Source organism: Kribbella polygonati (assembly GCF_050320105.1).
Taxonomy (GTDB): domain Bacteria; phylum Actinomycetota; class Actinomycetes; order Propionibacteriales; family Kribbellaceae; genus Kribbella.
Window position 1 is genome coordinate 6,849,071 of sequence record NZ_CP190129.1, and the last position, 23,185, is coordinate 6,872,255.

Consider the following 23,185-nt stretch of genomic DNA (forward strand, 5'->3'; position numbering starts at 1 on the left):
GCTCCCTGTCGCTTTCTTACAAGACCGGCAAGGCACCCAGCTTGTTGACTGGGGGCATGACGAACACGGTAAACCCCATCCCCGACGGTTATCACTCGCTGGCCCCGTACCTGGCGGTCGCGGACGGTGCGAAGGCGATCGAGTTCTACCAGGAGGTGTTCGGCGCCGAGGTGGTCAGCCGGCAGGACATGCCGGACGGGCGGGTCGGGCAGGCCGAGCTGCGGTTCGGCGACTCGATGCTGCAGCTCAGCGACGAGATGCCGCAGATCGGGCTGCGGGCGCCGAACGGCGAATGGGTGCACTCGTCGCTGGTGCACTACGTACCGGACGTGGACGCGACGTACGCGAAGGCGATCGAGGCCGGGGCGACGTCGGTGGCCGAGGTGCAGACGTTCATGACCGGGGACCGGTTCGGGACGGTGATCGACCCGTTCGGGCACCGCTGGGCGATCCTCACGAAGGTGGAGGACGTCACACCCGAGGAAGCCGACCGGCGGGTGAAGGAGTGGCTCGCCAGTAACCCCGAAGAGCTCAGCGAATGAGGAAGCGGCCCGCCGGAACCGTCCCCTGCGGCAGTTTCGGCGGGCCGCTGACTAAGAGTGTGCACGTGATCACGGAAATTGGCAACCCATCAGCTGAGTGAACAATGAGTTCGGAGGTTGTGGACAGGCCCGAAACCCAGCAGCCCCGTTCCGGTAGGCTTTGGTCGCAAGAGCCTGGATGCGTTGCCGGATGAACGTCCGGTGAACGTCTCCGGGCTTCACCGTTTCCAGTACCGGCCGCCACGGGGTGTGAGGCCGGTGCGTGATGAGGAGGGCTGAGATGCCCGCAATCGTGCTCGTCGGCGCCCAGTGGGGCGATGAGGGCAAAGGCAAGGCCACCGATCTGCTCGGCAACACGGGCGAGGTCATCGACTACGTGGTGAAGTTCAACGGCGGCAACAACGCCGGCCACACGGTCGTGATCGGGTCCGAGAAGTACGCGCTGCACCTGCTCCCGAGCGGCATCCTCACGCCGGGCGTCACGCCGGTGATCGGCAACGGGGTCGTGGTCGACCTCAGCGTGCTGTTCGAGGAGCTCGACGCGCTGCAGGCGCGCGGGGTGGACACGTCGCGGCTGCTGGTCAGCGCGAGCGCGCACGTGATCCCGCCGTACAACCGGACCCTCGACAAGGTCACCGAGCGGTTCCTCGGCAGCCGCAAGATCGGTACGACGGGGCGCGGGATCGGCCCGACGTACGCCGACAAGATGAACCGGATCGGGATCCGGATCCAGGACCTCTACGACGAGAAGATCCTCGAGCAGAAGGTCACCGGTGCGCTGGAGCAGAAGAACCAGCTGCTGGTGAAGGTGTACAACCGGCGCGCGGTCGAGATCCGCGAGGTCCTCGACGAGCTGCTCGGGTACGCGGACCGGCTGAAGCCGATGGTCGCGGACACCGGCCTGCTGCTGAACCAGGCGCTCGACGCCGGCAAGACCGTGCTGATGGAGGCCGGCCAGGCGACGCTGCTGGACGTCGACCACGGCACGTACCCGTTCGTCACCTCGTCGAACGCGATCTCCGCCGGCGCCTGCACCGGCACCGGCATCCCGCCGACCCGGATCGACCGCGTGATGGCGGTCGTGAAGGCGTACACGACCCGCGTCGGCGAGGGCCCGTTCCCGACCGAGCTGCTGGACGCGGACGGGGAGTGGCTGCGCACCCAGGGCGCCGAGTTCGGCGTCACCACCGGCCGCCCGCGGCGCTGCGGCTGGTACGACTCGGTGATCGCCCGGTACGCCGCCCGCGTGAACGGCGTCTCGGACTTCGTGCTCACCAAGCTCGACACCCTCACCGGCCGCGAGCGGATCCCGGTCTGCGTCGCGTACGACGTGAACGGCGTCCGGAACGACGAGATGCCGATGACCCAGACCGACTTCCACCACGCGGTCCCGGTCTACGAGGAGTTCGACGGCTGGTCGGACGACATCACCGGCTGCCGTTCCTTCGACGACCTGCCGAAGGAGGCGCAGACCTACGTGCGCGCGGTCGAGTCGCTGAGCGGGGCCCGGATCTCCGCGATCGGCGTCGGCCCGGAACGCAGCCAGATCGTCCAGCTGTAACAGCCGCCGGCCGCCCCGTTGTCAGTTGCCGATGACGGGGAGGTCGCGGATGAACGGTGCGTTGCGGAGGTCGCCGAGCGACGGGCGCTGGATGTTCGGGGTCTCGATCGGCTTCCGCGCCCACGCGGCGCCCTTGCCCTGCGTGGCCTGGTAGAACGTGAACGCGCCGATCGCCAGCAGTACGACGGCCATCAGCCCGGAGACCCAGTGCGCCCGGAACGTGTTGCGCGCCGTGATGTGCGCACCGCGGCGCAGCGAGCTGCCGCCGGGGCCCCACCAGGAGCAGAAGAGGCCGGTCAGGGCCGCCGTACCGAAGCCGATCGCGGACAGCGGCTGCCAGTCCAGGCCGTGTGCCGACGCTGAGATGCCGGTGACGATGCCGCCCACGACAACCGCCGTGAGCAGCGGCAGGATCAGACAGGGCAGTGTGATCAGTACGGCGGTAACGAACTGCAGCGGGCTGGCCGCGGCCGCGACGACACCGTCGGACTTGCCGGACCGGCCGCGGACCTGACGGCGCCGCATCAGCGCCGTACTCGACCGGTCGACGGTCCGGGCCAGCACCAGCAGGATGATCGCGACGGCCGCGCCGAAGCCGGGCGTGAACGCGATCAGCCCGCTCAGCGCGATCATGAAGCCGATGATGACCGCCGTACGGCGACCCGTCGGAGGCGACTTGACCGGCTTCTCGGGCTGCATCGGCGCCGGCTGCGACGGCTGTACGGGCATCGGCTGTGACGGCTGCTGGTACGGGACCGGTGCGCCGCTCTGGTACGGCGCCGGCGCGTAAGGCCCAGGACCGTAAGGCCCGTAAGGATCTTGGGCGTACGGCGCGGCCGCGTACGGTGCCGGCTCGGCCGTCGGAGGCTTGGAGGACAGCTTGTCCCGGAGCGGGGCGAACGCCGACAGCGGTGGGATCACCGACGGCACCAGCTCAGCCACCTGCGTCGGCGTTGGCTCTTCGGCAGGAGGGGTCTCGGTCGGCATGAGCTTCGTGACCAGCCTGGTCGGCGGTACGGCGGCCACCGTCTGATCGGCAGCGTCCTCCGCCCGGGGCGGCAGCGCGTCGCGGCCCTCGGCGTACCGGCTGAGGCCTGTCATGATCTCGTCCTGCGTCGGGCGGTCGGCCTTGCTGGGCGAGAGTGCGGCGGCCAGCAGGGACTTCAGCCGGGGGTCCAGGCCGTCCAGATCGGCCTGCCCGGAGTGCACGCGTGCCAGCACGGCCTCGAACGGGCCCTTGCCGAACGGGCGACGTCCGGTCGCGGCAAAGGCCACGGTGGCGGCCCAGCCCCACCAGTCGGCGGACTGCGACACCATCTCGCCCTCGATGAGCTCAGGTGCCAGGTAGCCCGGCGTACCGATCACAAGACCGGTCTGGGTGAGCCGCAGGTCGTCGGCGGCCTGTGCGATGCCGAAGTCGATCATCACCGGCTTGCCGTTGCACATCATCACGTTGCCCGGCTTGAGGTCGCGGTGGATCACACCGGCCGCGTGGATCGCCTGCAAAGACTCAGCCAGGCAACCGGCGAGTGGGAGCCACTTACGCGGCGTCAACGGACCACGGTCGTCCACCTGCTCATCCAACGGACGCCCAGGCACGAAACGGGTCACCAGGTAGGGCTGTTCGCCCTCAAGGTCGTGATCGAGGATGCCTGCCACGCCAGGGTGGTTGACCTTCTGCAGTGTTGTCGCTTCACGCTGCAATCGGGCCCGTGCGATCGGGTCGTGCGCCACGTGCGGCCGCAGTACCTTCAGCGCCACCTCCTGGCGCTCCCGCCCCTCGGCCAGGTACACGACGCCCATCCCGCCCTGTCCGAGCCGCCGGATCAGCCGGTACGGCCCGACCCGCTCCTCCACCTCCTCTTCACGGGTGGAAGGCGGTCCCCCTGAGACTGACATGGCATCTACGGTACGTCCCCGGCAGACCAGACAGTCCCTGATGACCTTGAGCTACCGACGGGCTACCGCGCTGAGCCGACGTCGGTGATCGTGGGACGGGAGTGCGGCGGCGATCTGCTGCACGGTGTGGTCGCCGTCGACGAGCGCGGGTAGTTCGACACCGAGCAGGTCGAGCGGTCCGGCGACCGGCGCCATCGCACGCAGCCCGAAGTCGGGGACGGGGTGGTGGCAGCCGTGGCCAGATCTTGGTGAACGGGGGCTTTCCGGTCACTGGTGGGTGCGGCGTGCTGGCCGGTTGGGTGGGGGTATGCGGATCGAGATGCTGGTGTTCGACGGTGTGGACGAGATGGACGTGATGGGGCCGTTCGAGGTGTGGAGTCACGCGGCTCGGCGGCCGGGGTTCGAGCTGGCGCTGGTCGGGCTGGACGGGCCGGCTGAGGTGACCGGGCTGCACGGGTTGCAGTTCAAGGCGCCGGAGGGTCTGGGGCGGCCGGATGCGCTGTTCGTGCCCGGTGGTGGGTGGATGAACCGTGCGGAGAAGGGCAGTTGGGCCGAGGCGCGGCGCGGGGTGATGACGGCGCGGATCGCCGCGCTGGCGCCGTCGCTGCGCTGGATCGGGTCGGTCTGCACCGGGTCGATGCTGCTTGCGGAGGCCGGCGTCGTGAAAGGCCGGCCGGCCACGACGAACCGGGGTGCGTGGGCAGAGCTCGAGGAGTTCGGCGCCGAACTGAAGACGAATCGCGTCGTCGACGACGGCACGCTGATCACCGCGGGCGGCGTGACGTCCGGGATCGACCTGGCGCTGTACGTCGTGGAGCGCGAACTCGGCGCGGACGTCGCCGACGGGATCGCGGGTGCGATGGAGTACACCCGCGACCGGGACGTGTGGACCGCAGACACTCACCAACCGGCCTGATGGCGGCCCGCGGTCGTCCCGCTGAGCGTGGGAGCGGCCGGGGCTGTCAGCTGGGTGAGTGTCTGAGGTCCGGGGTCAGCCGACGAGCTCGGGGTAGGCCACCGTCAGGTCCTGCGCCGCTGCGGCCTTGGCCCCGCGGGCGGTGTCGTCGGCGAGGACCTCGTATGCGTCGGTCTCGATGCCGTCCAGGGCTGCTTTCGCGATGTCCTCGGGGCGGGACTTCGGGGCGGTCACGGCCGTGACCATGTCGGTGTCGACGTACCCCATGTGCAGGCCGGTGACGGCGATGCCGCGGTTCAGCAGTTCGAGGCGGATGGCGTTGGTCTGGAGCCAGAACGCGGCCTTGGTCGCGGAGTACGCGCCGTGCCGGGCGACCCAGGACAGGGCGGAGTGTGCGTTCAGGATGTGGCCGCCGCCGTTCCGCTCGATGATCGGGACGAACGCCCGGGTGAGCTGCAAGGGGCCGAAGAAGTTCGCGTCGAAGACGGCGCGGACGTCGTCGATCGAGCTGTCCAGATAGCTGTCCGGCGAGTTGGCGCCGGCGTTGTTGATCAGCACCGTGACGTCCGGTGCGGCCGCGGCGAGCGCGTCGATCGACGCCTGGTCGGTGACCTCGAGCGGCAGCGGGACGACCCGCGGGTCGTTGCTCGGCTTGGGGTCGCGGGCGGTCGCGTACACCTTCGCGACGCCGCGGGTCAGCAGGTCGGCGACGAGCGCGCGGCCGATCCCGCGCTGCCCGCCGGTGACCAGGACGACGGCGCCTTCGAGTGATGTCATCGGGAACTCCTTGCTGGAAACTGATCTGTTTCCAACACCGTAAACCGATCGGTTTCTGATTTCAAATCCAGCCGGTACCCTCGAAGGCATGAGCACTTCCGCGACTCCCCGTGAACGGCTGCTGGACGCCGCGGGTGAACTCTTCTACCGCGACGGCGTCAATATCGGAGTGGACGCGCTCTGCAAGGCGGCCGGGGTGTCGAAGAAGTCGATGTACCAGCTGTTCCGGTCGAAGGACGAGCTGATCGCGGAGAGCCTGGCGAGCCGCGGTCCGGGGTACCAGACGATGCTCCGTCCGGGGGCGGAGGACGAGCGGTCGCCGCGGGAGCGGATCCTCACCGTGTTCGAGCGCCAGGACGCGATGGTGGCCGAAGGCAACTACCTCGGCTGCCCGTACGTGAGCACCGCGGTCGAGCTGAAGAACCCGGAGCACCCGGGGTCCGTGGTCGCGCGGTACTTCAAGCAGCAGCTCACCGACTTCTTCCACCGCGAGCTGGCGAAGGCCGGTGCGGAGGATCCGGCCACGCTCGCGATCCAGCTGACGATGATCTTCGACGGCGCCAGCGCCCGCGCCGTGGTCCGCGCGCAACCGCTCGGTGGGATCGGTGCCGCGACCGCCGCGGCCCTGCTGGACGCCGCCGGCGTCCGCACCCCAGAACTCGCTCTGCACTGATGGGACAAAAGCGCCTTTTGTTCCAGTGAGTTCCGGTACCGGCGGGGGCTTGACCCTGGTCGTCGTACGTCGTGAAACTGCCGTGGAAACCGCTGTCCTACCGCCCCCGAAGACAGGACACCGCCCATGCGAAAGCTCTCCCTCGTCCTGGCCGCAGCCTTGCTGGCCGGAACCCTCAGCAGTCCGGCCGCACAGGCTGCGGACGCACCCGCGACGTTCACCCATCCCGGTGTCGGCGTCAGCCAGGCCCAGCTCGACTTCGTTCGCGCCAAGGTGCAGGCCGGTGCCCAACCGTGGACCGACGCCTTCAACCAGGCCAAGAGCAGCTCGTACGCATCCCTCTCCCGTACGCCAAAACCGCGCGCGGTCGTCGAGTGCGGTCCGTATTCCAACCCGAACTACGGCTGCACCGACGAGCGTGAGGACGCGATCGCGGCGTACACCGACGCCCTGCTCTGGTACCTCACCAGGGACGACCGCTACGCGCAGAAGTCGATCCAGCTGATGGACGCGTGGTCCGCGACCATCCAGGACCACACGAACAGCAACGCTCCGCTGCAGACCGCCTGGGCCGCGTCGTCGTGGCCGAAGGCCGCGGAGATCATCAAGTACGAGTACGGCAACTGGCCGAACGCGGGACGCTTCGCCACGATGCTCCGCAACGTCTACGTGCCGAAGATCATCAACGGCTCGAACTCCAACGGGAACTGGGAGTTGAGCATGACCGAGGCCCTGCAGGGCATTGGTGTGTTCCTGGAGGACAAGGCGATCTACGACAAGGCGATCGCGCTCTACCGGCTGCGGGTGCCGGCGTACGTGTATCTGGCGTCGGACGGTGCGCTGCCGAAGACCGTGCCGAGTCAGAACCTGAACACCCGCGACAAGATCGTCAGCTACTGGCAGGGCCAGGGCACGTTCGTCACCGGGCTGACGCAGGAGACGTGTCGTGACTTCACGCACACCGGCTACGGCATCTCGTCGATCTCACACGTGCTGGAGACGGCCCGCATCCAGGGCGTCGACATGTACCCGGAGTTCGGTGAGCGGCTGCGGCAGGCGCTCGGCTTCCAGTCCAAGTGGGAGCGAAACCTGGAGCCTGTGCCGTCCTGGCTGTGCAACGGAACGCTCAACCGAGGCCTCGGTCCGATCACCGAGGTGGGCTACAACGCATTGCACACGCGCCTGGGTATCGCGATGACGAACACGCAGGCCCTGACCGAGTCACGTCGTCCGGCTGGTTCCAACAACCTGTTCGTTGCCTGGGAGACGTTGACCCACGCGGAGAACCCGTCCTAGCAGTGGGCTTCGCCGCGCTTCCAGTAGCCCTGGAACGAGATGGCCGCCTTCGGCATCCCGACCGCGTTCACGAGGTGACGGCGTACCTCTTTGATCATCGACGACTCACCGGCGACCCAGGCGTAGTCCGGGTCGAACGGCAGTGCTGCTGACTTCACCGCGTCCACCAGGGATCCCTCGGTGACCCACGTGACGTCAGCAGCACCTGCCAACGGCCGCACGTCGGCCTTGGAAGGTACGGCGACGAAAACGGTCGCATGTACGCCGGCCGGAAGCTCCTCGAGGATTCCGGCGAGTGCTGGGAGCGCGGTCTCGTCCGCGACGAGCACTCGGCGGACACTGGTCGCCGGTGGGATGTAGTCGACGCCGGAGTGCAGCAGGCCCTTCGGACTGGTCGTGTCGACCGCGAACGGCAGTAGCAGTCCCACCTGGTCCCCTGGCTGCGCGGAGCTGACCCAAGCGGAGGCAGGGCCGTTCACACCGTGCAGGACGAACTCAACATCCAGCTCCGCCACCTCCGGCCGCAGAGCGCGCACGGTGTACGTCCGCATGATGAAACGCTCGTCGGCGGGCTGCGCGCACCAGTCGGCGTACCACTCGGGGCCGGCGGGCAGCCGGATCGCGCTGCCATTCGGCGGGGCGAGCAGCACCTTGATGCGCTGGTCCGGTCCGGCCGTCACCGCGTCCGCGATCCGCGGTGCGACGAATGTCACGCGGCGCAGGTGCGGGCTCAGGTCGTCGACGGCCGCCACGGTGGCCAGGAGCGAGTCGAACACGATCGGTCGCTCGAGCACAGTCGTCATGGGGAGGTTTCTCCATAAACTTCGCAGGGGGAGGAACGTGCGGACCCGAGGGCGGCCGGGTTATGGTGAGTCGTCTAGAGGTTAGCCTTACCTAAGAGGATCCCGAAAGTCCAATGCCCCCGCCCATTGCCACGGCCGAGTCCGGCCCGGAGACCGCGGCCCCGTCGCGCCCGCGCCGGACCCGGCGCGCCACGCTGGTCGCCGGCCTGCTCGGCTGCGCGGTCCTGCTGGTGCTGGTCTGCCTGCTCAGCATCGCGATCGGCTCCAAGCAGATTCCGCTGTCCACGGTGATCGATGCCCTGCGCCACTACAACGAGTCGAACACCGATCACGTGATCGTCCGGTCGCTGCGGGTGCCGCGGACCGTGATCGGGCTGCTGGTCGGCGCCGCGCTCGGGCTGTCCGGCGCGCTGATGCAGGGCGTGACCCGGAACCCACTGGCCGATCCGGGCATCCTCGGGGTGAACGGCGGTGCCGCGCTGTTCGTTGTCGGCGGCATCTACTGGTTCGGGATGTCCTCGCTGACGTCGTACGTCTGGCTCGCCTTCGTCGGCGCGGCCGCGGCGTCGGTCGCGGTCTACCTGCTCGGCTCGATGGGGCGGGAGGGCGCGACGCCGGTGAAGCTCGCGCTCGCCGGTGCGGCGCTGACCGCGATGCTGGGGTCGATGACGACCGCGTTGCTGATCGGCGACGTCGACACGTTCGACCAGTTCCGGTTCTGGTCGGTGGGGTCGTTCGCCGGCCGCGGTCCGGACATCGCGAAGCAGGTGGCGCCGTTCGTCCTGGCCGGGATCGTGCTGGCGCTGTTCTGCGGGCGGCTGCTGAACGCGTTGTCGCTCGGGGACGAGGTGGCGAAGTCGCTCGGGCAGCGGGTGGGGCTGGCCCGCGCGTTCGTGGCCGTGGTCGTCGTACTGCTCGCCGGCGCGGCGACGGCGGCGGCCGGGCCGATCGGGTTCGTCGGGCTGACCATCCCGCACGTGGCCCGGCTGGTCACCGGCCCGGACTACCGGTGGATCCTGCCGTACTCCGCCCTGCTGGCGCCGATCCTGTTGCTCGGGTCGGACGTGATCGGCCGCGTCGTCGCGCTGCCGGGCGAACTGCAGGTCGGCATCGTGACCGCGGTCCTCGGCGCACCCTTCTTCATCGTCCTCGTACGCCGCCGAAAGCTGGCGGATCTGTGACGGCTGAGGCAGTACAACTCGTCGCACGGGCCCGCGTCGCGCGGCAGACCCGGTCGTTGGCCGTCATCGTCGTACTCGCCGTCGTGGTGTTCGCGGTGTTCTGCGTCTCGTTGTCGCTCGGGGACTTCAAGATCCCGGTGGTCGACGTGGTGAAGACGCTGTTCGGCGGCGGGGACCACGCGACCGAGTTCATCGTGAACAAGCTCCGGTTGCCCAGGGCGCTGACCGGGCTGCTGGTCGGCGCCGCGCTCGGGCTGTCCGGGGCGATCTTCCAGAACATCGCCCGGAACCCGCTGGCCAGCCCCGACATCATCGGCGTGACGTACGGCGCCAGTGCGTTCGCCGTGCTCGGGATCGTGACGCTCGGGCTGACGGGCGTCGCGGTGTCGGCGCTCGCGATCGCCGGTGCGGTGCTGACCGCGTTCCTGATGTACGTGCTCGCCTGGCGGCACGGAGTGTCGAGCTACCGGCTGATCCTGATCGGGATCGGCATCGGCGCGATCGCGACCAGCATCACGTCGTACCTGCTCACCAAGGCCCGGGTGGAGATCGCGCAGCAGGCGCTGGTCTGGCTGACCGGGAGCCTGAACGGGCGTGACTGGTCGAACGTACGGTCGCTGGCGATCACGTTCGTCGTCCTGGTGCCGTGCATGGTGTTCCTGGTCCAGCAGCTGCGGATCCTGCAGCTCGGCGACGAGACGGCGTACGGGCTGGGGCTGCGGGTGGAGGTGTCGCGGCTCGGGCTGATCGTGATCGCCGTACTGCTCGCCGCGGTGGCGACGGCGGCGGCCGGGCCGATCGGGTTCGTGGCGTTCGTGGCGCCGCCGATCGCCCGCCGGCTGACCCGGTCGCCGGGGCCGGCGATGATCACGTCCGGGCTGCTGGGGGCCCTGGTGGTGGCGGTGTCGGACCTGGTCGCGCAGCACGCGTTCGGCGACACGCAGTTGCCGGTCGGGGTGGTGACGGGTGTGGTCGGTGCGCCGTACCTGATGTTCTTGCTGGCCCGGGCGAACCGAGTCGGGAGTGGTGGCTGAGAGATGGAGAAGACTGTGGAACACAGCCTGGCAGCCGACGGTCTTGCGGTCGGCTACGACCAGCGGGAGATCATCCACGACCTGTCGGTGCGGATCCCGACCGGGAAGATCACGGTGATCGTCGGCGCCAACGCCTGCGGCAAGTCGACGCTGCTGAAGACACTCGCGCGGCTGCTGAAGCCGTCGCGGGGCTCGGTGCTGCTGGACGGGAAGAGCATCCAGCAGGTCCCGACCCGCGAGGTGGCGACCAAGCTCGGGCTGCTGCCGCAGTCGCCGACCGCGCCGGAGGGGATCACCGTCGCGGACCTGGTCGGACGTGGGCGGTACCCGCGGACCCGGTGGATCCGGCAGTGGTCCCGCGCCGACGACGAGGCGGTCGCGGCCGCGATGACGGCGACCGACGTACTGTCGATCGCGGACCGGCCGATCGACGAGCTGTCCGGCGGTCAGCGGCAGCGGGTGTGGATCGCGATGGCGCTCGCGCAGGAGACCGGCATCCTCTTGCTGGACGAGCCGACGACGTTCCTGGACCTGACCCACCAGTTCGACGTGCTGGACCTGCTGGTGGACCTGAACAAGTCCGACGACCGGACGATCGTGCTGGTGCTGCACGACCTCAACCAGGCCTGCCGGTTCGGCGACCACCTGATCGCGATGAAGGACGGCGCGATCGTCGCCGAGGGCAACCCGGCGGAGGTGATCACCGAGGCCGTGGTCCAGGACGTGTTCGGCCTGGCCGTGAAGGTGGTCCCGGACCCGGTCGCAGGCAGCCCGATGGTGGTCCCGATCGGCCGCCACACGACCCGGCAGGACACGGTCAAGAGCGACAGCGTCAAGAGCGACACCGTCAGGAGCACCGCCGCGCAGGCGCTGGCCGCGTCCGCGGCGGCCGACGGCGTCTGTCGCCCCACCGAGCGATGAGGTCCGCCGTGAAGACAGCCGTGCGTCTGGTAGCTGCCGCCGCCTTGCTGGCCGGGTGCTCGTCGGCCGAGGGCGGGACTCGCAATGCGGTCCAGGGCTCCGGCGACGGACCGACTGCCGCGCCCAGCACGCTCGCGGACGGCATGGGATCGAACGTGACCCAGGACGGCGGGTTCCCGCGGACCGTCAAGCACTTCAAGGGCAGTACGACGATCAAGGCCGCGCCGGTGCGGATCGCCGTACTGAGCACCGGGCAGCTCGACGACCTGTTGTCGCTCGGCGTCGTCCCGATCGCGACGACCCGCGCGGTGAACGCCGGCCTCACGCCCACGTACCTGACCACCGCCTTCCCGCAGTACAAGGCGAAGCTGGCGGCGATGACCGACGCCGGCACCCGGCAGGCGCCGAACCTGGAGACGCTGGCCGCCGCCAAGCCGGACCTGATCATGGTGAACAACTCGCTCGGCGACCTCTACCCGAAGCTGGCGAAGATCGCGCCGACCGTGGTGACGGCCGGCAACGGCATCAACTGGAAGCGCGACCTGTTGCTCGTCGGTGCCGCGGTCGGCAAGGGCCAGGCCGCGCAACACCTGGTCGACGGGATCGCCGCCGACGCCGCGGCGCGGGGCAAGAGCCTGAGCGGTACGACGGTGTCGATGGTGCGGTTCACGCCCGATCGGACGCGGATGTTCGGCGTCTCGTCGTTCACCGGCTCGATCGCCGTCGACCTGGGGCTCGGGCGGCCCGAGTCGCAGCGGTTCCGGGCGATCTCCGAGGACGTCGGGGCGGAGAGCATCGACATCGCGGACGGTGACTGGATCTTCTACTCGGTGCAGGGCGATCCCGCGAAGACCGAAGCGGCGAGTGTCCTGGCCGGTCCGCTGTGGCAGTCGCTCAAGGCGGTCAAGGCCGGCCACGCGGTCAAGGTCGACGACGACCCGTGGTACCTCAACGCGGGCCCGGCCGCCGCGCGTCTCGTCATACAGCAGCTCGCTGAGCACCTGGGCGCGTGAGGTCCCGCGTCTGGCTGGTCGCGGCTCTTGGGCTGGTAGCCGCAGTCGCGGTCCTGAGTCTCGCCGTTGGGACCAGGGCGGTGCCGTTGTCGGCTGTCATCGACGCCCTGCTCCGCGGTGGGGACAACCGTGACGCCTTGGTCGTCAGGACGTTGCGCTTGCCGCGGACAGAGGTCGGGCTGACAGCTGGTGCCGCCCTGGGGCTGGCAGGTGCAGCACTGCAGGCGGTGACGCGTAACCCGCTGGCCGACCCCGGCATCCTCGGGCTGAGCCAGGGCGCGGCGGCCGGCGTGGTGTTCGCGATCGCGTTCGGGCTGGCGAGTGGATTCAGCGGCTACGTCTGGTTCGCGTTCGTCGGGGCTGTTGTCGCGGCCTGCCTTGTCTATGCGATCTCGTTACGAGGCCGTGGCGGCGCTTCACCGGTAAAGCTCGCTCTTGCCGGTACGGCGTTGTCGGCGATGGCCGCGGGCACGACAACCGTCGTACTGACGTCCAGCTCCGCAACGCTCGACCAGTTCCGCTTCTGGCAGGTGGGGTCGCTGAGCGGGCGTGACACCGGGACCGTGGTGCGGATGTTGCCGTTCCTGGTCGTAGGAGCGGTCCTCGTACTGGCGTGTGCACCCGGGCTCGACGCTCTGGAGCTAGGTGACGACACCGCGCGGGCGCTCGGCCATCGGGTACAGCTGGTGCGAGTGTGTGCGGCGCTCGGGGCGACGCTGCTGACGGCTGCCGCCGTGGCTGCGGCCGGGCCGATCGCTTTCGTTGGGCTCGCCGTACCGCACCTGGCCCGACGCCTCGTCACGAGCGGGCATCGGCGGGTGCTCCCGCTGTCCGCATTGCTCGGCGCTGCACTGCTCCCGGCCGCTGACGTCGTCGGGCGCGTCGTACGGGCTCCTGCGGAAGTTCCGGCCGGCGTGATGACTGCCCTGGTCGGCGTACCGGTGTTGGTGTTCCTGGTACGCCGGAAGGCGGCCGGGGCGTGACCGGGCTGCCAGCCGGGACTGTAGTACTCCGGCCGCGGCCGCGGGTCTCGTTCCTGTTGCATCGGCGAGCGGCTGTTGTTGCTGGGGTGCTGCTGCTGGTGCTGCTCGTGGTGATGGCTGTTGCGGTGTGCGTTGGGCAGACTCTTCTTACGCCTGGAGAGGTGTGGCGGACTGTTCGCAGCGGTAGCGGGCAGTACGACCTGGTCGTTAACGAGCTGCGGGTGCCACGCATCGTTCTTGGTGCGTTGGTTGGCGGTGCGCTTGGTGTTGCCGGTGCACTGATCCAGACAGTCACCCGCAACCCGCTGGCCAGCCCGGACGTGATCGGTGTCGGTCATGGGGCCGCTGCGGCGACTGTGCTTGCTCTTGCGGCCGGGGCTTCGTCGGCGTTGCCGTTGGTCTCGGTGGCGGGTGGTCTCGTGGCGGCGACTGTCGTCTACCTGCTCGCCTGGCGGCGCGGGATGCACGCTAACCGCTTCGTCCTGATCGGAGTAGGCATCGGTGTCGCTCTGTCGGCTGTTGTGCAGCTCTATCTTGCTGACAGCCAGTTGGAGGCGGCTGAGCAGCTCAAGCTCTGGCTGACCGGAAGTCTCAACGGCCGCGGCTGGGAGCAGGCTGTACCGCTGGCAGGCGTGCTGGCGCTCTGTGTGCCCGGACTTGTCTGGGCAGGACGTGCCGTACGACCGCTAGGACTGGACGACGACACCGCGGCCGGGCTGGGCGTCCGTGTGCAACGCAACCGGCTCGCCCTGACCGTTCTTGGGGTCGTCCTCGCCGCGACCGCGACAGGAGCTGCCGGGCCGATCGGCTTTGTCGCCCTGACCGCTCCACAGCTTGCCCGCCGGATTGCCCGTACGCCGCAGCTCCCGCTGCTCGGCTCCGCGCTCACGGGAGCCGTCGTACTCGTGAGCGCCGACCTGGCCGCGCGTACGGTGCTGCCTCCGGTCGAGATCCCGGTGGGGGCGCTGACCGCGCTGGTCGGCGCGCCGTACCTGCTGTGGCTCTTGGGGCGGGCCAACGAACGACACTGAATGGTCGGTGGCGCCGGTTATGGTGGCGGGCATGTTGTCAGCGCTCGGGTATCACCGGTCCGTCCTGGCGGTCGTCCGCCGGGTCGACGAGCGTGCCTGGACGGCGTTGCACGGTGGCCCGGAGGAGTCGCTCGACGACGTACTGCTGCGGAACGCGTACCGGTTGGACGCCGACGTACATCCGGATGTCTCTCGCGCTGGTGAGCGGGCTGCGCGGGCGTTGGGGTTGGACGAGGGTGTCGAGTATTACCAGGTCAGCGGGGAGCCCAACGCGTCGTACCTGCATCAGGCGGGGAAGGCGGTGGTCCTGTTCCAAGGGGCGTTGCTGGATCGGCTTGACGAGGACGAGCTGACGGCGGTGATCGGGCACGAGTTGGCGCACCGGTTGCTGTGGCAGACCGAGGACGGTGCGTTTCTGGCGGTGGATCGGCTGCTCGATGCGGCCGCCGGGGATGCTCGCACGCCGTCGCAGTACCTGGAGACCCATCGGCGGTGGTCGCTGGCGACGGAGCTGTTCGCGGATCGGGGTGCGTTGACCGCTTGCGGTGATCTGCGGACGGCGATCCGTGCGCTGCTGAAGCTGGAGACCGGGTTGAGTACGGCGGATCCGGATGCGTACCTGCGACAGGCGGAGTCGCTCGATCTGCGGTCGGGGAGCCGTGGTACGTCGCATCCGGAGGCGGTCGGGCGCGCGTGGGCGCTGAAGAGCTGGCTGGCCGGCGAGGACGTTGAGGCGTTGGTGACGGGACCGCTGGATGTGGATGCGCCGGACCTGCTGGACGCGGCGTTGTTGCGGGACCTGAGCCGGGACTTCGCGGCGTTGATCGCGCAGACCGAAGGCCTGCGAACGGACGCCGTCGCAACCGCGGCCGCGGACTTCACCGAGCCGCGCGACGCACCGGCCATCGGTGTGCCGCTCGACGCACGGGGCATCGTGGAGCCGCTCGACGCACCGGGCGTCGTGGCGCCGTGGGAGGTGGCGGAGGTCGCCGGGCCGCGACCGGCGGCGGGCGCGGGGCGGCTCGGCGCGGGTGGTCGTGTGCGGTTCGACGAGCCGTTGGCGGTGCGGCCGGTGGACGGTGCGCCGGCGCCGCGGCCGCGACCGTTGGCGGCGGCAACGATCCGCTATCTGTGCTACCTGCTCCTCGACCTCGCCACGGCCGACCCGGACACCGGCGACGCCGCGTTGGTCGCCTCGCTGGTGGTCGCCCGGCGGTCGGGACTCAGTGGGTACGTCGATGTCGCCGACGACGAGCTGGGGTGGAGCGACAAGGAACGTGGGCGACTCGTCCAGGCGGCCGCGGAGGTGGCCGGATGAGTGCCGAGGATCTCGTCGCGCTGGCCGTCTCGCAAGGCGGGCTTGGGAACGACGCACTGCTGGCGGCTGTGCTGCCGTTGTTCCATCAGACCGCGGCTGTGCACGAGCGCGGGCTGGTGGCGCCGCTGCGCGGGCTGGACCGGATCACGATCGACGAGCAGAGCCGGCTCGGGTTCGCGCCCGAGGACGCGCGGCGTCCGACGCTCGCCACGCAGCAGATCGACGCCCTGCAAGGCAACCGACCGACCGCGGTCGAGGTGTCCACCCGCCGGCAGACCGTCCTCGACCTCGGCGAAGGCGGCGGCCGCCAACAGACCGTCGTGCCCGGCACCAGCGACGGGACCGCATCCGGGGACGGAGCCGCAGCTGGGAGGGCTGTCGGCTCGGCGGCGGTCAGTGCGCCGACGCTGGGGGCTGGGTGGCAGAGCTGGGAGCATGTCGTGGGGCACCACGATCAGCTCACCGACATCTTCAGTCTGGGGCAGCTGCTGCTCGCGCTCGGCTGTGGGCTCGACCTGTCCAGGACGGCGGATGTCGCCACCCTGATCGATGCCCGGGGCAACTTGTACCAGCTGGACCCGGACCTGCACCCGGTGATCGTCTCGGTCGCCGCGCAGATGGCGGAGCCGGACCGGCACCGGCGGGCGCAGGACCTGCGGTCGTTGATCGAGCAGCTCGAGAACTACCGCGACCAGCCGTTGGACTTCGACGTCGAGGCGGTCGTCCGCGGCGTCGCGGACCGGCGTACGGCGGTGCTCGGCGCGCTCCGCGACCGGCTGTTCGACCTCTCCCGGCGGAACCGGCTGATCAACTTCCGCCCGACCGCGCAGGCGCTGAACCTCACCGAGGTCTCGGTGCCGCTGATGCTCGACGTCCGCAACATCCGCCCGGAGCAGCTCTTCACCTGGCGCGACGACCTGGCCGGACAGCTGCTCGCGAAGGCGCAGCCGCTCGGCAAGTGGATCCGGTACGACGAGGCGCCGTACGCCGCGAACACGCTGGACAAGCTGATCTCGACGGCCCGCCGGGACAAGGCCGACTACGGGCTGGACCAGTTGCGGCTGGTGCCGGCGTTCCTGCGCTGGCACGACCTGAAGAACGATCGCGACACCCGGCTCGCGTCGCCGTTGGTGCTGGCGAAGGTGGAGCTGACGAAGAAGCGCGGCGTCCGCGACTCGTACACCCTGCGCGTCACCGATCCGGTCGCCGAGGTGAACCCGACGCTGCGGCACAGCCTGCGGCAGCTGTACGGGATCTCGCTGCCGGAGACTGTCGACCTGTCGGCGCCGGGCGCGCTGCGGGACCTGCACGAGCGGCTCGCGAAGGAGATCCAGGCGACGGAGCCGGGACTGCAGCTGCACCTGCGGGAGAAGCCGCGGATCGACCTGGTGCGGCAGCGCGCGGTGACCCGGCTGCGCACGTACAACCGGCGACGGCACGGGAATCTGGCCACCGGTTTCGGCGGTAAGCAGTACCCGTACTCGTACCGGCGGACCGACTATCAGCCGCTCGGCGTCCAGATCTTCCGGACGCAGATCGCGCAGCAGACGCTGCCGTTGGGGATCGCGCTCGGCGAGGAGCCGCGGCGCCCGACCGCGCTCGAGACCGACACGTACACGCTCGACACCGACGGCGGGCCGTACTCGTGGGACGTCGATCTGTGCGCGGTCTCGCTGGCGAACTTCAACTACCGCACGCTCGGCCTGGTCCGGGACTACGACGAGCTGCTGACCGGAACGGACTCGGCGGCGTCGTTCGACCAGCTGTTCTCGGACCGGCCGCGGCCGGTGGGGAGCGAGCTGCCGGAGCTGCCGCCGGGCGAGCGGCATCTGGTGGTGCCGGCGGACGGATCGCAGGTGGCGGCGATCGCGCGGGCGCGACGCGGCGAGAGCTTCGTGATCCAGGGTCCGCCGGGGACCGGCAAGTCGCAGACCATCACGAACCTGATCGCGGACTTCGTCGCGCGCGGGAAGCGGGTGCTGTTCGTCTGCCAGAAGCGGGCCGCGCTGGATGTCGTGTACGCGCGGCTGGCGAGCCGGCGGCTGGACGGGCTGTGTGCGCTGATCCACGATTCGCAGGGCGACAAGAAGGCGTTCGTGCACGGGCTGCGGGACACGTACGACGCCTGGCTGCCGGCGAAGGACGATCTGGATGCGCTGACGCAGCGGCGTACGGCGTTGGTCGCGCGGGTGGATCGTCTGCTCGCGACCGTCGACGAGTTCGAGCAGCAACTGGCGGCGGGCGACCCGCGGCTCCGTGAGGTGGTGAACCGCCTCGCCGAACTCCGCGGACACGTCTGGACTACCCCTGAAAGCTTGCCTGGTGTGAGGGAGTGGTGGGCCGCGCGGGATGCGGTGCGGGTGGTTGCGCAAGGGTTGGCCGCGGCCGAGCCGGCTACCGGTGGGGTGTTGGCGCGCAGTCCGCTGGCCTACTTGGCGCGGTGGGACGAGGCGGATGTGGTGGGGGCGGTGCGGCGGCTCCGCGAGACGTGGGATGCGGTCGAGATTGGGGACGTCGCCGTACGGGACGTGCAGGAGCTTGCGCGGCTCGGGCGGCTGTTGGAGCCGTTGGCTCAGCTCGACAAGGAGGAGGCGATCGTGCCGCGGTCGGCGGCGGCGCGGGAGCTGGCGGAGGCGGCAGCTGAGCGGAAGTGGCTGGTCAAGGCCGAGCGGGCCGCCTGGAAGGAGGCCGCGGGCTGGCGGGAGCCACTCGACCCGGCCGACGCCCGCTCCGCGCTGAAGGTTGCCCAAAGCAAGGAAGGCGGCACTTTCGCCTTCCTCAGCGGCGACTGGCGCCGGGTGAAGCACCTGGTCCGGGACCGCTTCGACGGTACGACGCGCACCGTCCAGCCGTCCGTCACCGAGATCCTCACCGACCTCGTCGCCGCCCAGTCCGCCACCGCGGCGGTCGCCGAACACACCGAGCAGACGCGCCACGACTGGGCCGCCGACGACCCGCGCGACCTGATCGACCAGCTCGCCGCCGCCCGCAAGGCAGTCTCCGATTGGCGGGACGCCCTCGACGACACGGCCCGCCTCGCCCGCCTGGCGGACGTACTCGACGACGCCACCGCGGCGGCGCGGGACCTGCTGGCCGGCGACTGGGACACGCTCACCGTCGACGAGCTCCGCGACCTGGCGGATCGCCTGGCCGCCGAGGGTCCCGTCGTACGGGCGATCGGCCCGAAGCTCCGCGATCTCGGCACCGCACCTCCTGCCGTGCTCGCCGCCGTACGCCGGCTCGACGCGACGCCGGACCAGCTCGAGTACGCCGTTTGTGCCGCGGAGTGGGAGCACGCCCGCTCCGCCGCCCCGCTGCAGCTGTCGTCGGAGCGGGTCGACGCGATCGTCGGCGAGCTGAGCATGGTGTACGACGACCTCACCGACCTGAACGCGCAGGTCGTGGTCGCGCGGGTCCGGCGCCGGTTCCTGGCCGAGGTCGCGCACTCCGAGCAGAGCGTGACCGGGATGTCGGCCGAGGACCGCGAGCGCAAGAAGACGTTCGCGACCGGGCGCCGCGAGCTGGAGCACGAGTTCGGCAAGGTGATGCGGTACCGGTCGATCCGGGACCTCGCCTCCGGCCCGCCCGGCGAGGTGGTCGCGATGCTCCGGCCGGTGTGGCTGATGAGCCCGTCGTCGGTGTCCGACACGTTGCCGTTGACAACTTCCTTCGACGTCGTGGTGTACGACGAGGCGAGCCAGATCCCGGTGGAGGAGGCGATCCCGGCGCTGCACCGGGCGCCGCAGCTGATCGTCGTCGGCGACCAGCTGCAGCTGCCGCCGACGCAGTACTTCCGGGTGCAGAACGACGACGCCGACGAGGAACTGCTCGGCGTCGCGTTGACCGAGGACAGCTTCCTGTCCATCAGCGCGCTCCGGCTGGCGTCGACGATGCTGACCTGGCACTACCGGAGCCGTTCCGAGGCGTTGATCTCGTTCAGCAACGCGGCGTTCTACCAGGGCAAGCTGGCAACGGTGCCGGACCGGTTGCCGCCGCACACCGCGCCGCCGTGGACGCTGCGCTCGGACTCGCCGGCCTCGGACGTCTGCGACAACATCCTCGCCGGCAGCATCACCGCAGTACGGCTCGTCGACGGTGTGTACGTACGGCGTACCAACCCGGCCGAGGCACGCTGGATCGCCTCGCTGGTGCGGGAGCTGCTGGTGCGCGAGACCGGGAAGAGCATCGGCATCGTGGCGTTCTCGGAGGCGCAGCAGGGCGAGATCGAGCGGGCGCTGGCCGAGCTGGCCGAGAGCGATCCGGAGTTCGCCGACCGGTACGAGGCGGAGCAGGTCCGTACGCACGGCGAGCAGGACGCCGGGCTGTTCGTGAAGAACCTGGAGAACGTACAGGGCGACGAGCGGGACATCATCCTGATGAGCGTCTGCTACGCGCCCGGTCCGGACGGGCGGATGCTGATGAACTTCGGCCCGATCAACACCTCGGGCGGCGAGAAGCGGCTGAACGTGATCTTCAGCCGCGCCCGCGAGCACATGGTGATCGTGAGCAGCATCGAGCCCGACGCGATCACCAACACCTACAACGACGGCGCGAACACGCTGCGACGGTTCCTCGGGTACGCCGCGGCTGTGTCGCGCGGGGACCAGCACGCCGCGCAGGCCGCGCTCGCGTCGTACAACCTGAAGACCGTCCGCGAGAGACGGCAGACGACTCCGGTGGTCGAGCAGCTCGCGGCGGCGCTGGAGGCGCGCGGGGTCGAGGTCGACGTGGCGGTGGGGGAGTCCGTGTTCCGGTGCGACCTCGCGCTGAAGCTTGCGGACGACAGCGGGTACCGGCTGGCCGTCCTCGTGGACACGCCGGACCGGGTCGCGTCGGACACGTTGCTCGAGCGCCTCACCACGCATCCGACCGCGCTGACCACCGCCGGCTGGCGAGTCCACCACGTCCTCACCACGGACTGGACCCGCTCGCCGGACGCCGTCGTCTCACAGCTGCTGGACGCGCTTCATCGCCCGGTCGACTGAATCAGCAGTTCGGCGGCCACCGTCGCGCCGTCGGTCTTGATCATCCCGCCCACCTCGCGGGCCCGCTGGGTGGCGCCCAATGCGGTGCCGAGCGCGGCCGACAGCGAGTCGACAGTCGGTGCCTTGTCCGCGGCGCCGATGCCCAGCGCGGTCACCCGGGACGCCCAGTACGGCTGGTCGGCGATGAGCGGTACGACGACCTGCGGTACGCCGGCCCGTGCGGCCGTGGTCGTCGTACCGGCGCCGCCGTGATGCACGACCGCCGCCACCCGCGGGAACAGGGCCTGCTGGTTGACCTCGTCGACGACGAAGCAGTCGTCCGCGTCGATCTCGGACCAGCCGCGACTGAGCAGCACGCGGCGGCCGTGAGCCCGTGATGCCTCGACGGCGGTCTGGGCGATGTCTTTCGGTGCGTACGACGCCATGCTGCCGAAGCCGACGTACACCGGTGGCTCACCGGCGTCCAGGAATGCCCGCAGGTCGTCCGGGAGCGGACGGTGGTCGGGCAGGATCCAGGCGCCGGTCTGTACGAGTTCTAGATCGGTCATGCCCTTCGATGGGCACAGTGTTGGGTCTGCGGCGAGCCAGGGGTGTTCGGTGAACACGTAGTCGCGGACGTTTGCGACAGGCGGCAGGCCTATCGCGGCCCGCTGCTCGTTGAGGGCCACGCCGTACAGCTCGTTCACGCGGAGGGCGTCGTACTCCCACTGCTCATGCCGGTCGGTGACGTTGTCCGGGGTCGGCGTACCCGGTCGTGCTCCTGGGGCGAAGTGCTGCGACGGGATCCCGCCCAGGTGGAAGCCCGCGAGTACGTACCCGATGCCGAGCTTGTCGGCCACGTCCCGCGCACCGGCCGGCATCAGCCCGGTCGCCACGATCGCATCGGCGCCAGGCGCGACCCGGCCGAGGGTCTCGAACCGCGCCGCGATCAACCGCGGCGCCAACTCGAACGCCGGATGCACTCCGGAGGTGGACTTCGGTGCCGTGACCACGGACCGCACGGACGGACCGAGCGGCTCCATCGGCACCCCCGCTCGCGCCAGCAGTTCCTCGAAATCACCCTCCGGCGGCGCACAGACCGTTGCCTCGGCCCCCAATCCCTGAAGCGCCACCGCAAGCCCCGCCAACGGCTCGACGTCACCACGCGATCCCCAACTGGCCAACACAAAACGCACGCGTTCATCCTCTCGTAGACCCCCAATTCTCCGAGCCGAACCGTCCCTTGCGGCAAGCCCCCCAACCGGCTGTACGTTGGAAGTAGAGGGTCGTCAGAGCCAGCCGCGGCGGGTGGCTTCGTGGCCTAGTTGGAAGCGGGTGACGACCTGGGCGCGGTCCATCAGGTGGCTGACGCGGCGCTGGACGGTGCGCAGGGACAACCCGAGCTGACCGCCGATCGCCTGGTCGGTGAGGCCGGCCAGGAGTAGCGTGAGGATCCGGGTGTCGAGGTCGTCGAGGCGGTCGGCCGACAGTTCGGTGGTGCCGTTCTCGCTCGGGAGTACTTCGTTCGCGCCCGCCCAGATCAGGTCGAACAGGTGCAGCAGCGCGTCCAGCAGCCCGGACGGATGGACCAGCAACGCCCCGCCCGCGGAGTCGGCCGCAGTAGGGGCTAATGGCAACAAAGCGAGCGAGCGGTCGGCGACGATCAGCCGCAGTGGCAGGTCGCCGGTGACCCGGATCTGCTCGCCGGCCTTGACCGACTCGGCCACCAGGTCGACGAAGCCCGGCTTCGCGAACGCCGCCCGTTCGACGACCACCCGGTAGGCCACCCCGCGGGCCAGCGCCGCGTCCTCGTCCACGTTCTCGTCCGCGGAGACGACCGCGACCGACGCCTTCACCAGCGCCAGTACCTCGGCCGACGCGCCGCGCTGCATCTGCCCGAACCGCTGCGCCACCGCCTGCGCGCCGCGGACCACCTCGATCACGTCGGTGTCCGAGCGGTCCGCCATGACACCCCGGTACTGCTCCGCGAGCCGGCCGAGCTCTAGCTGCGCCCGCCGGATGTCCTCCTGACGCTGCACGATCAGCGACCCGAGCGCGAGCGCCGGCGGCGACGCGACGAAGTGCCCCGGTGTCGCGGTGGAGCGGGCGACCAGGCCCTTCTCCTCGAGCCCGTCGAGCGCTGCCGCGAGGTCGCTCGTCTCGACCCGGAGCGCCGCCGCCAGCTCCTCGACGGACTCCGACGGCAGCGTGATCAGCCGCCGGTAGGCACTCTCCTCGATCGCTTCCAGTCCCAGCACGTCGAGCATCGTGCG

General features: G+C 70.0%; 19 protein-coding genes. 13 read left to right on the forward strand and 6 right to left on the reverse strand.

From position 1 onward, the window contains the following. The first annotated feature begins 56 nt into the window (after positions 1 to 56). Both ACQHIV_RS32665 and ACQHIV_RS32670 read left to right on the forward strand, forming a co-directional pair. A complete protein-coding gene (locus tag ACQHIV_RS32665) occupies positions 57 to 542 on the forward strand; it encodes a VOC family protein (protein WP_427887785.1) in 486 nt (161 codons plus the stop codon). 280 nt (positions 543 to 822) lie between these two features. Continuing rightward, on the forward strand, positions 823 to 2,103 hold the full coding sequence (locus ACQHIV_RS32670) for an adenylosuccinate synthase (RefSeq protein ID WP_427887787.1): 1,281 nt from the start codon (positions 823 to 825) through the stop codon (positions 2,101 to 2,103). Between the two features lie 21 nt (positions 2,104 to 2,124). Here the strand turns inward: ACQHIV_RS32670 and ACQHIV_RS32675 are convergent, their stop codons facing one another. Both ACQHIV_RS32675 and ACQHIV_RS32680 read right to left on the reverse strand, forming a co-directional pair. Continuing rightward, entirely contained in the window at positions 2,125 to 4,002 is a 1,878-nt protein-coding gene (locus ACQHIV_RS32675) for a protein kinase domain-containing protein (RefSeq protein ID WP_427887788.1), read from the reverse strand. Between the two features lie 51 nt (positions 4,003 to 4,053). Continuing rightward, entirely contained in the window at positions 4,054 to 4,197 is a 144-nt protein-coding gene (locus tag ACQHIV_RS32680) for a hypothetical protein (protein WP_427887790.1), read from the reverse strand. Between the two features lie 112 nt (positions 4,198 to 4,309). Between ACQHIV_RS32680 and ACQHIV_RS32685 the strand changes: the two genes are divergently transcribed. Then, the gene (locus tag ACQHIV_RS32685) at positions 4,310 to 4,918 is read left to right on the forward strand and encodes a DJ-1/PfpI family protein (protein WP_427887792.1); all 609 of its coding nucleotides are present in this window, start codon (positions 4,310 to 4,312) and stop codon (positions 4,916 to 4,918) included. 75 nt (positions 4,919 to 4,993) lie between these two features. Here ACQHIV_RS32685 and ACQHIV_RS32690 read toward each other — a convergent pair whose 3' ends face one another. After that, the gene (locus tag ACQHIV_RS32690; RefSeq protein ID WP_427887794.1) at positions 4,994 to 5,695 is read right to left on the reverse strand and encodes an SDR family oxidoreductase; all 702 of its coding nucleotides are present in this window, start codon (positions 5,693 to 5,695) and stop codon (positions 4,994 to 4,996) included. Positions 5,696 to 5,783: 88 nt separating this feature from the next. Here ACQHIV_RS32690 and ACQHIV_RS32695 point away from each other — a divergent pair, with 88 nt between their 5' ends. Together ACQHIV_RS32695 and ACQHIV_RS32700 are read left to right on the forward strand one after the other, a co-directional pair. Next, on the forward strand, positions 5,784 to 6,368 hold the full coding sequence (locus ACQHIV_RS32695) for a TetR/AcrR family transcriptional regulator (RefSeq protein WP_427887796.1): 585 nt from the start codon (positions 5,784 to 5,786) through the stop codon (positions 6,366 to 6,368). 126 nt (positions 6,369 to 6,494) lie between these two features. Further along, the gene (locus tag ACQHIV_RS32700; RefSeq protein ID WP_427887798.1) at positions 6,495 to 7,664 is read left to right on the forward strand and encodes an alginate lyase family protein; all 1,170 of its coding nucleotides are present in this window, start codon (positions 6,495 to 6,497) and stop codon (positions 7,662 to 7,664) included. Here ACQHIV_RS32700 and ACQHIV_RS32705 read toward each other — a convergent pair. After that, entirely contained in the window at positions 7,661 to 8,467 is an 807-nt protein-coding gene (locus tag ACQHIV_RS32705; protein ID WP_427887800.1) for a siderophore-interacting protein, read from the reverse strand. The genes ACQHIV_RS32700 and ACQHIV_RS32705 overlap by 4 nt on opposite strands. Positions 8,468 to 8,580: 113 nt before the next feature. Between ACQHIV_RS32705 and ACQHIV_RS32710 the strand changes: the two genes are divergently transcribed. Genes ACQHIV_RS32710 through ACQHIV_RS32745 form a run of 8 tightly spaced genes read left to right on the forward strand, consistent with a single transcriptional unit; the run spans position 8,581 to position 20,933 of the window. Continuing rightward, positions 8,581 to 9,648, forward strand: a complete 1,068-nt coding sequence (locus ACQHIV_RS32710) for a FecCD family ABC transporter permease (RefSeq protein ID WP_427887802.1) — start codon at positions 8,581 to 8,583, stop codon at positions 9,646 to 9,648. Beyond that, a complete protein-coding gene (locus tag ACQHIV_RS32715) occupies positions 9,645 to 10,682 on the forward strand; it encodes a FecCD family ABC transporter permease (protein ID WP_427887804.1) in 1,038 nt (345 codons plus the stop codon). The genes ACQHIV_RS32710 and ACQHIV_RS32715 overlap by 4 nt, the downstream gene beginning before the upstream one ends. 3 nt (positions 10,683 to 10,685) lie before the next feature. After that, on the forward strand, positions 10,686 to 11,603 hold the full coding sequence (locus tag ACQHIV_RS32720) for an ABC transporter ATP-binding protein (protein WP_427887806.1): 918 nt from the start codon (positions 10,686 to 10,688) through the stop codon (positions 11,601 to 11,603). 8 nt (positions 11,604 to 11,611) lie between these two features. After that, positions 11,612 to 12,616 carry an ABC transporter substrate-binding protein gene (locus ACQHIV_RS32725; RefSeq protein ID WP_427887807.1) on the forward strand — a complete coding sequence of 335 codons (1,005 nt, stop codon included), beginning with the start codon at positions 11,612 to 11,614 and terminating at the stop codon, positions 12,614 to 12,616. Continuing rightward, positions 12,613 to 13,599 (forward strand): FecCD family ABC transporter permease, encoded by a 987-nt coding sequence (locus tag ACQHIV_RS32730; RefSeq protein ID WP_427887809.1) that lies wholly within the window; start codon positions 12,613 to 12,615, stop codon positions 13,597 to 13,599. The genes ACQHIV_RS32725 and ACQHIV_RS32730 overlap by 4 nt, the downstream gene beginning before the upstream one ends. Beyond that, a complete protein-coding gene (locus ACQHIV_RS32735; protein WP_427887810.1) occupies positions 13,596 to 14,630 on the forward strand; it encodes a FecCD family ABC transporter permease in 1,035 nt (344 codons plus the stop codon). The genes ACQHIV_RS32730 and ACQHIV_RS32735 overlap by 4 nt, the downstream gene beginning before the upstream one ends. A gap of 31 nt (positions 14,631 to 14,661) precedes the next feature. After that, positions 14,662 to 15,948, forward strand: a complete 1,287-nt coding sequence (locus ACQHIV_RS32740) for a M48 family metalloprotease (RefSeq protein ID WP_427887812.1) — start codon at positions 14,662 to 14,664, stop codon at positions 15,946 to 15,948. Next, complete coding sequence (locus ACQHIV_RS32745) at positions 15,945 to 20,933, forward strand: AAA domain-containing protein (protein ID WP_427887814.1); 4,989 nt, start codon at positions 15,945 to 15,947, stop codon at positions 20,931 to 20,933. The genes ACQHIV_RS32740 and ACQHIV_RS32745 overlap by 4 nt, the downstream gene beginning before the upstream one ends. On the opposite strand, the gene ACQHIV_RS32750 is transcribed toward ACQHIV_RS32745, so the two are convergent. Continuing rightward, the gene (locus tag ACQHIV_RS32750; protein ID WP_427887816.1) at positions 20,915 to 22,108 is read right to left on the reverse strand and encodes a glycosyltransferase; all 1,194 of its coding nucleotides are present in this window, start codon (positions 22,106 to 22,108) and stop codon (positions 20,915 to 20,917) included. The genes ACQHIV_RS32745 and ACQHIV_RS32750 overlap by 19 nt on opposite strands. 93 nt (positions 22,109 to 22,201) lie before the next feature. Continuing rightward, complete coding sequence (locus ACQHIV_RS32755; RefSeq protein WP_427887818.1) at positions 22,202 to 23,179, reverse strand: helix-turn-helix domain-containing protein; 978 nt, start codon at positions 23,177 to 23,179, stop codon at positions 22,202 to 22,204. Positions 23,180 to 23,185 lie beyond the last annotated feature (6 nt).

Bases quoted from the DNA above. Each gene is read 5' to 3' on its own strand.
- ACQHIV_RS32665 (WP_427887785.1), top strand. From the start codon at position 57: ATGACGAACACGGTAAACCCCATCCCCGACGGTTATCACTCGCTGGCC.
- ACQHIV_RS32670 (WP_427887787.1), top strand. From the start codon at position 823: ATGCCCGCAATCGTGCTCGTCGGCGCCCAGTGGGGCGATGAGGGCAAA.
- ACQHIV_RS32675 (WP_427887788.1), bottom strand. From the start codon at position 4,002: ATGTCAGTCTCAGGGGGACCGCCTTCCACCCGTGAAGAGGAGGTGGAG.
- ACQHIV_RS32680 (WP_427887790.1), bottom strand. From the start codon at position 4,197: ATGGCGCCGGTCGCCGGACCGCTCGACCTGCTCGGTGTCGAACTACCC.
- ACQHIV_RS32685 (WP_427887792.1), top strand. From the start codon at position 4,310: ATGCGGATCGAGATGCTGGTGTTCGACGGTGTGGACGAGATGGACGTG.
- ACQHIV_RS32690 (WP_427887794.1), bottom strand. From the start codon at position 5,695: ATGACATCACTCGAAGGCGCCGTCGTCCTGGTCACCGGCGGGCAGCGC.
- ACQHIV_RS32695 (WP_427887796.1), top strand. From the start codon at position 5,784: ATGAGCACTTCCGCGACTCCCCGTGAACGGCTGCTGGACGCCGCGGGT.
- ACQHIV_RS32700 (WP_427887798.1), top strand. From the start codon at position 6,495: ATGCGAAAGCTCTCCCTCGTCCTGGCCGCAGCCTTGCTGGCCGGAACC.
- ACQHIV_RS32705 (WP_427887800.1), bottom strand. From the start codon at position 8,467: ATGACGACTGTGCTCGAGCGACCGATCGTGTTCGACTCGCTCCTGGCC.
- ACQHIV_RS32710 (WP_427887802.1), top strand. From the start codon at position 8,581: ATGCCCCCGCCCATTGCCACGGCCGAGTCCGGCCCGGAGACCGCGGCC.
- ACQHIV_RS32720 (WP_427887806.1), top strand. From the start codon at position 10,686: ATGGAGAAGACTGTGGAACACAGCCTGGCAGCCGACGGTCTTGCGGTC.
- ACQHIV_RS32740 (WP_427887812.1), top strand. From the start codon at position 14,662: ATGTTGTCAGCGCTCGGGTATCACCGGTCCGTCCTGGCGGTCGTCCGC.
- ACQHIV_RS32745 (WP_427887814.1), top strand. From the start codon at position 15,945: ATGAGTGCCGAGGATCTCGTCGCGCTGGCCGTCTCGCAAGGCGGGCTT.
- ACQHIV_RS32755 (WP_427887818.1), bottom strand. From the start codon at position 23,179: ATGCTCGACGTGCTGGGACTGGAAGCGATCGAGGAGAGTGCCTACCGG.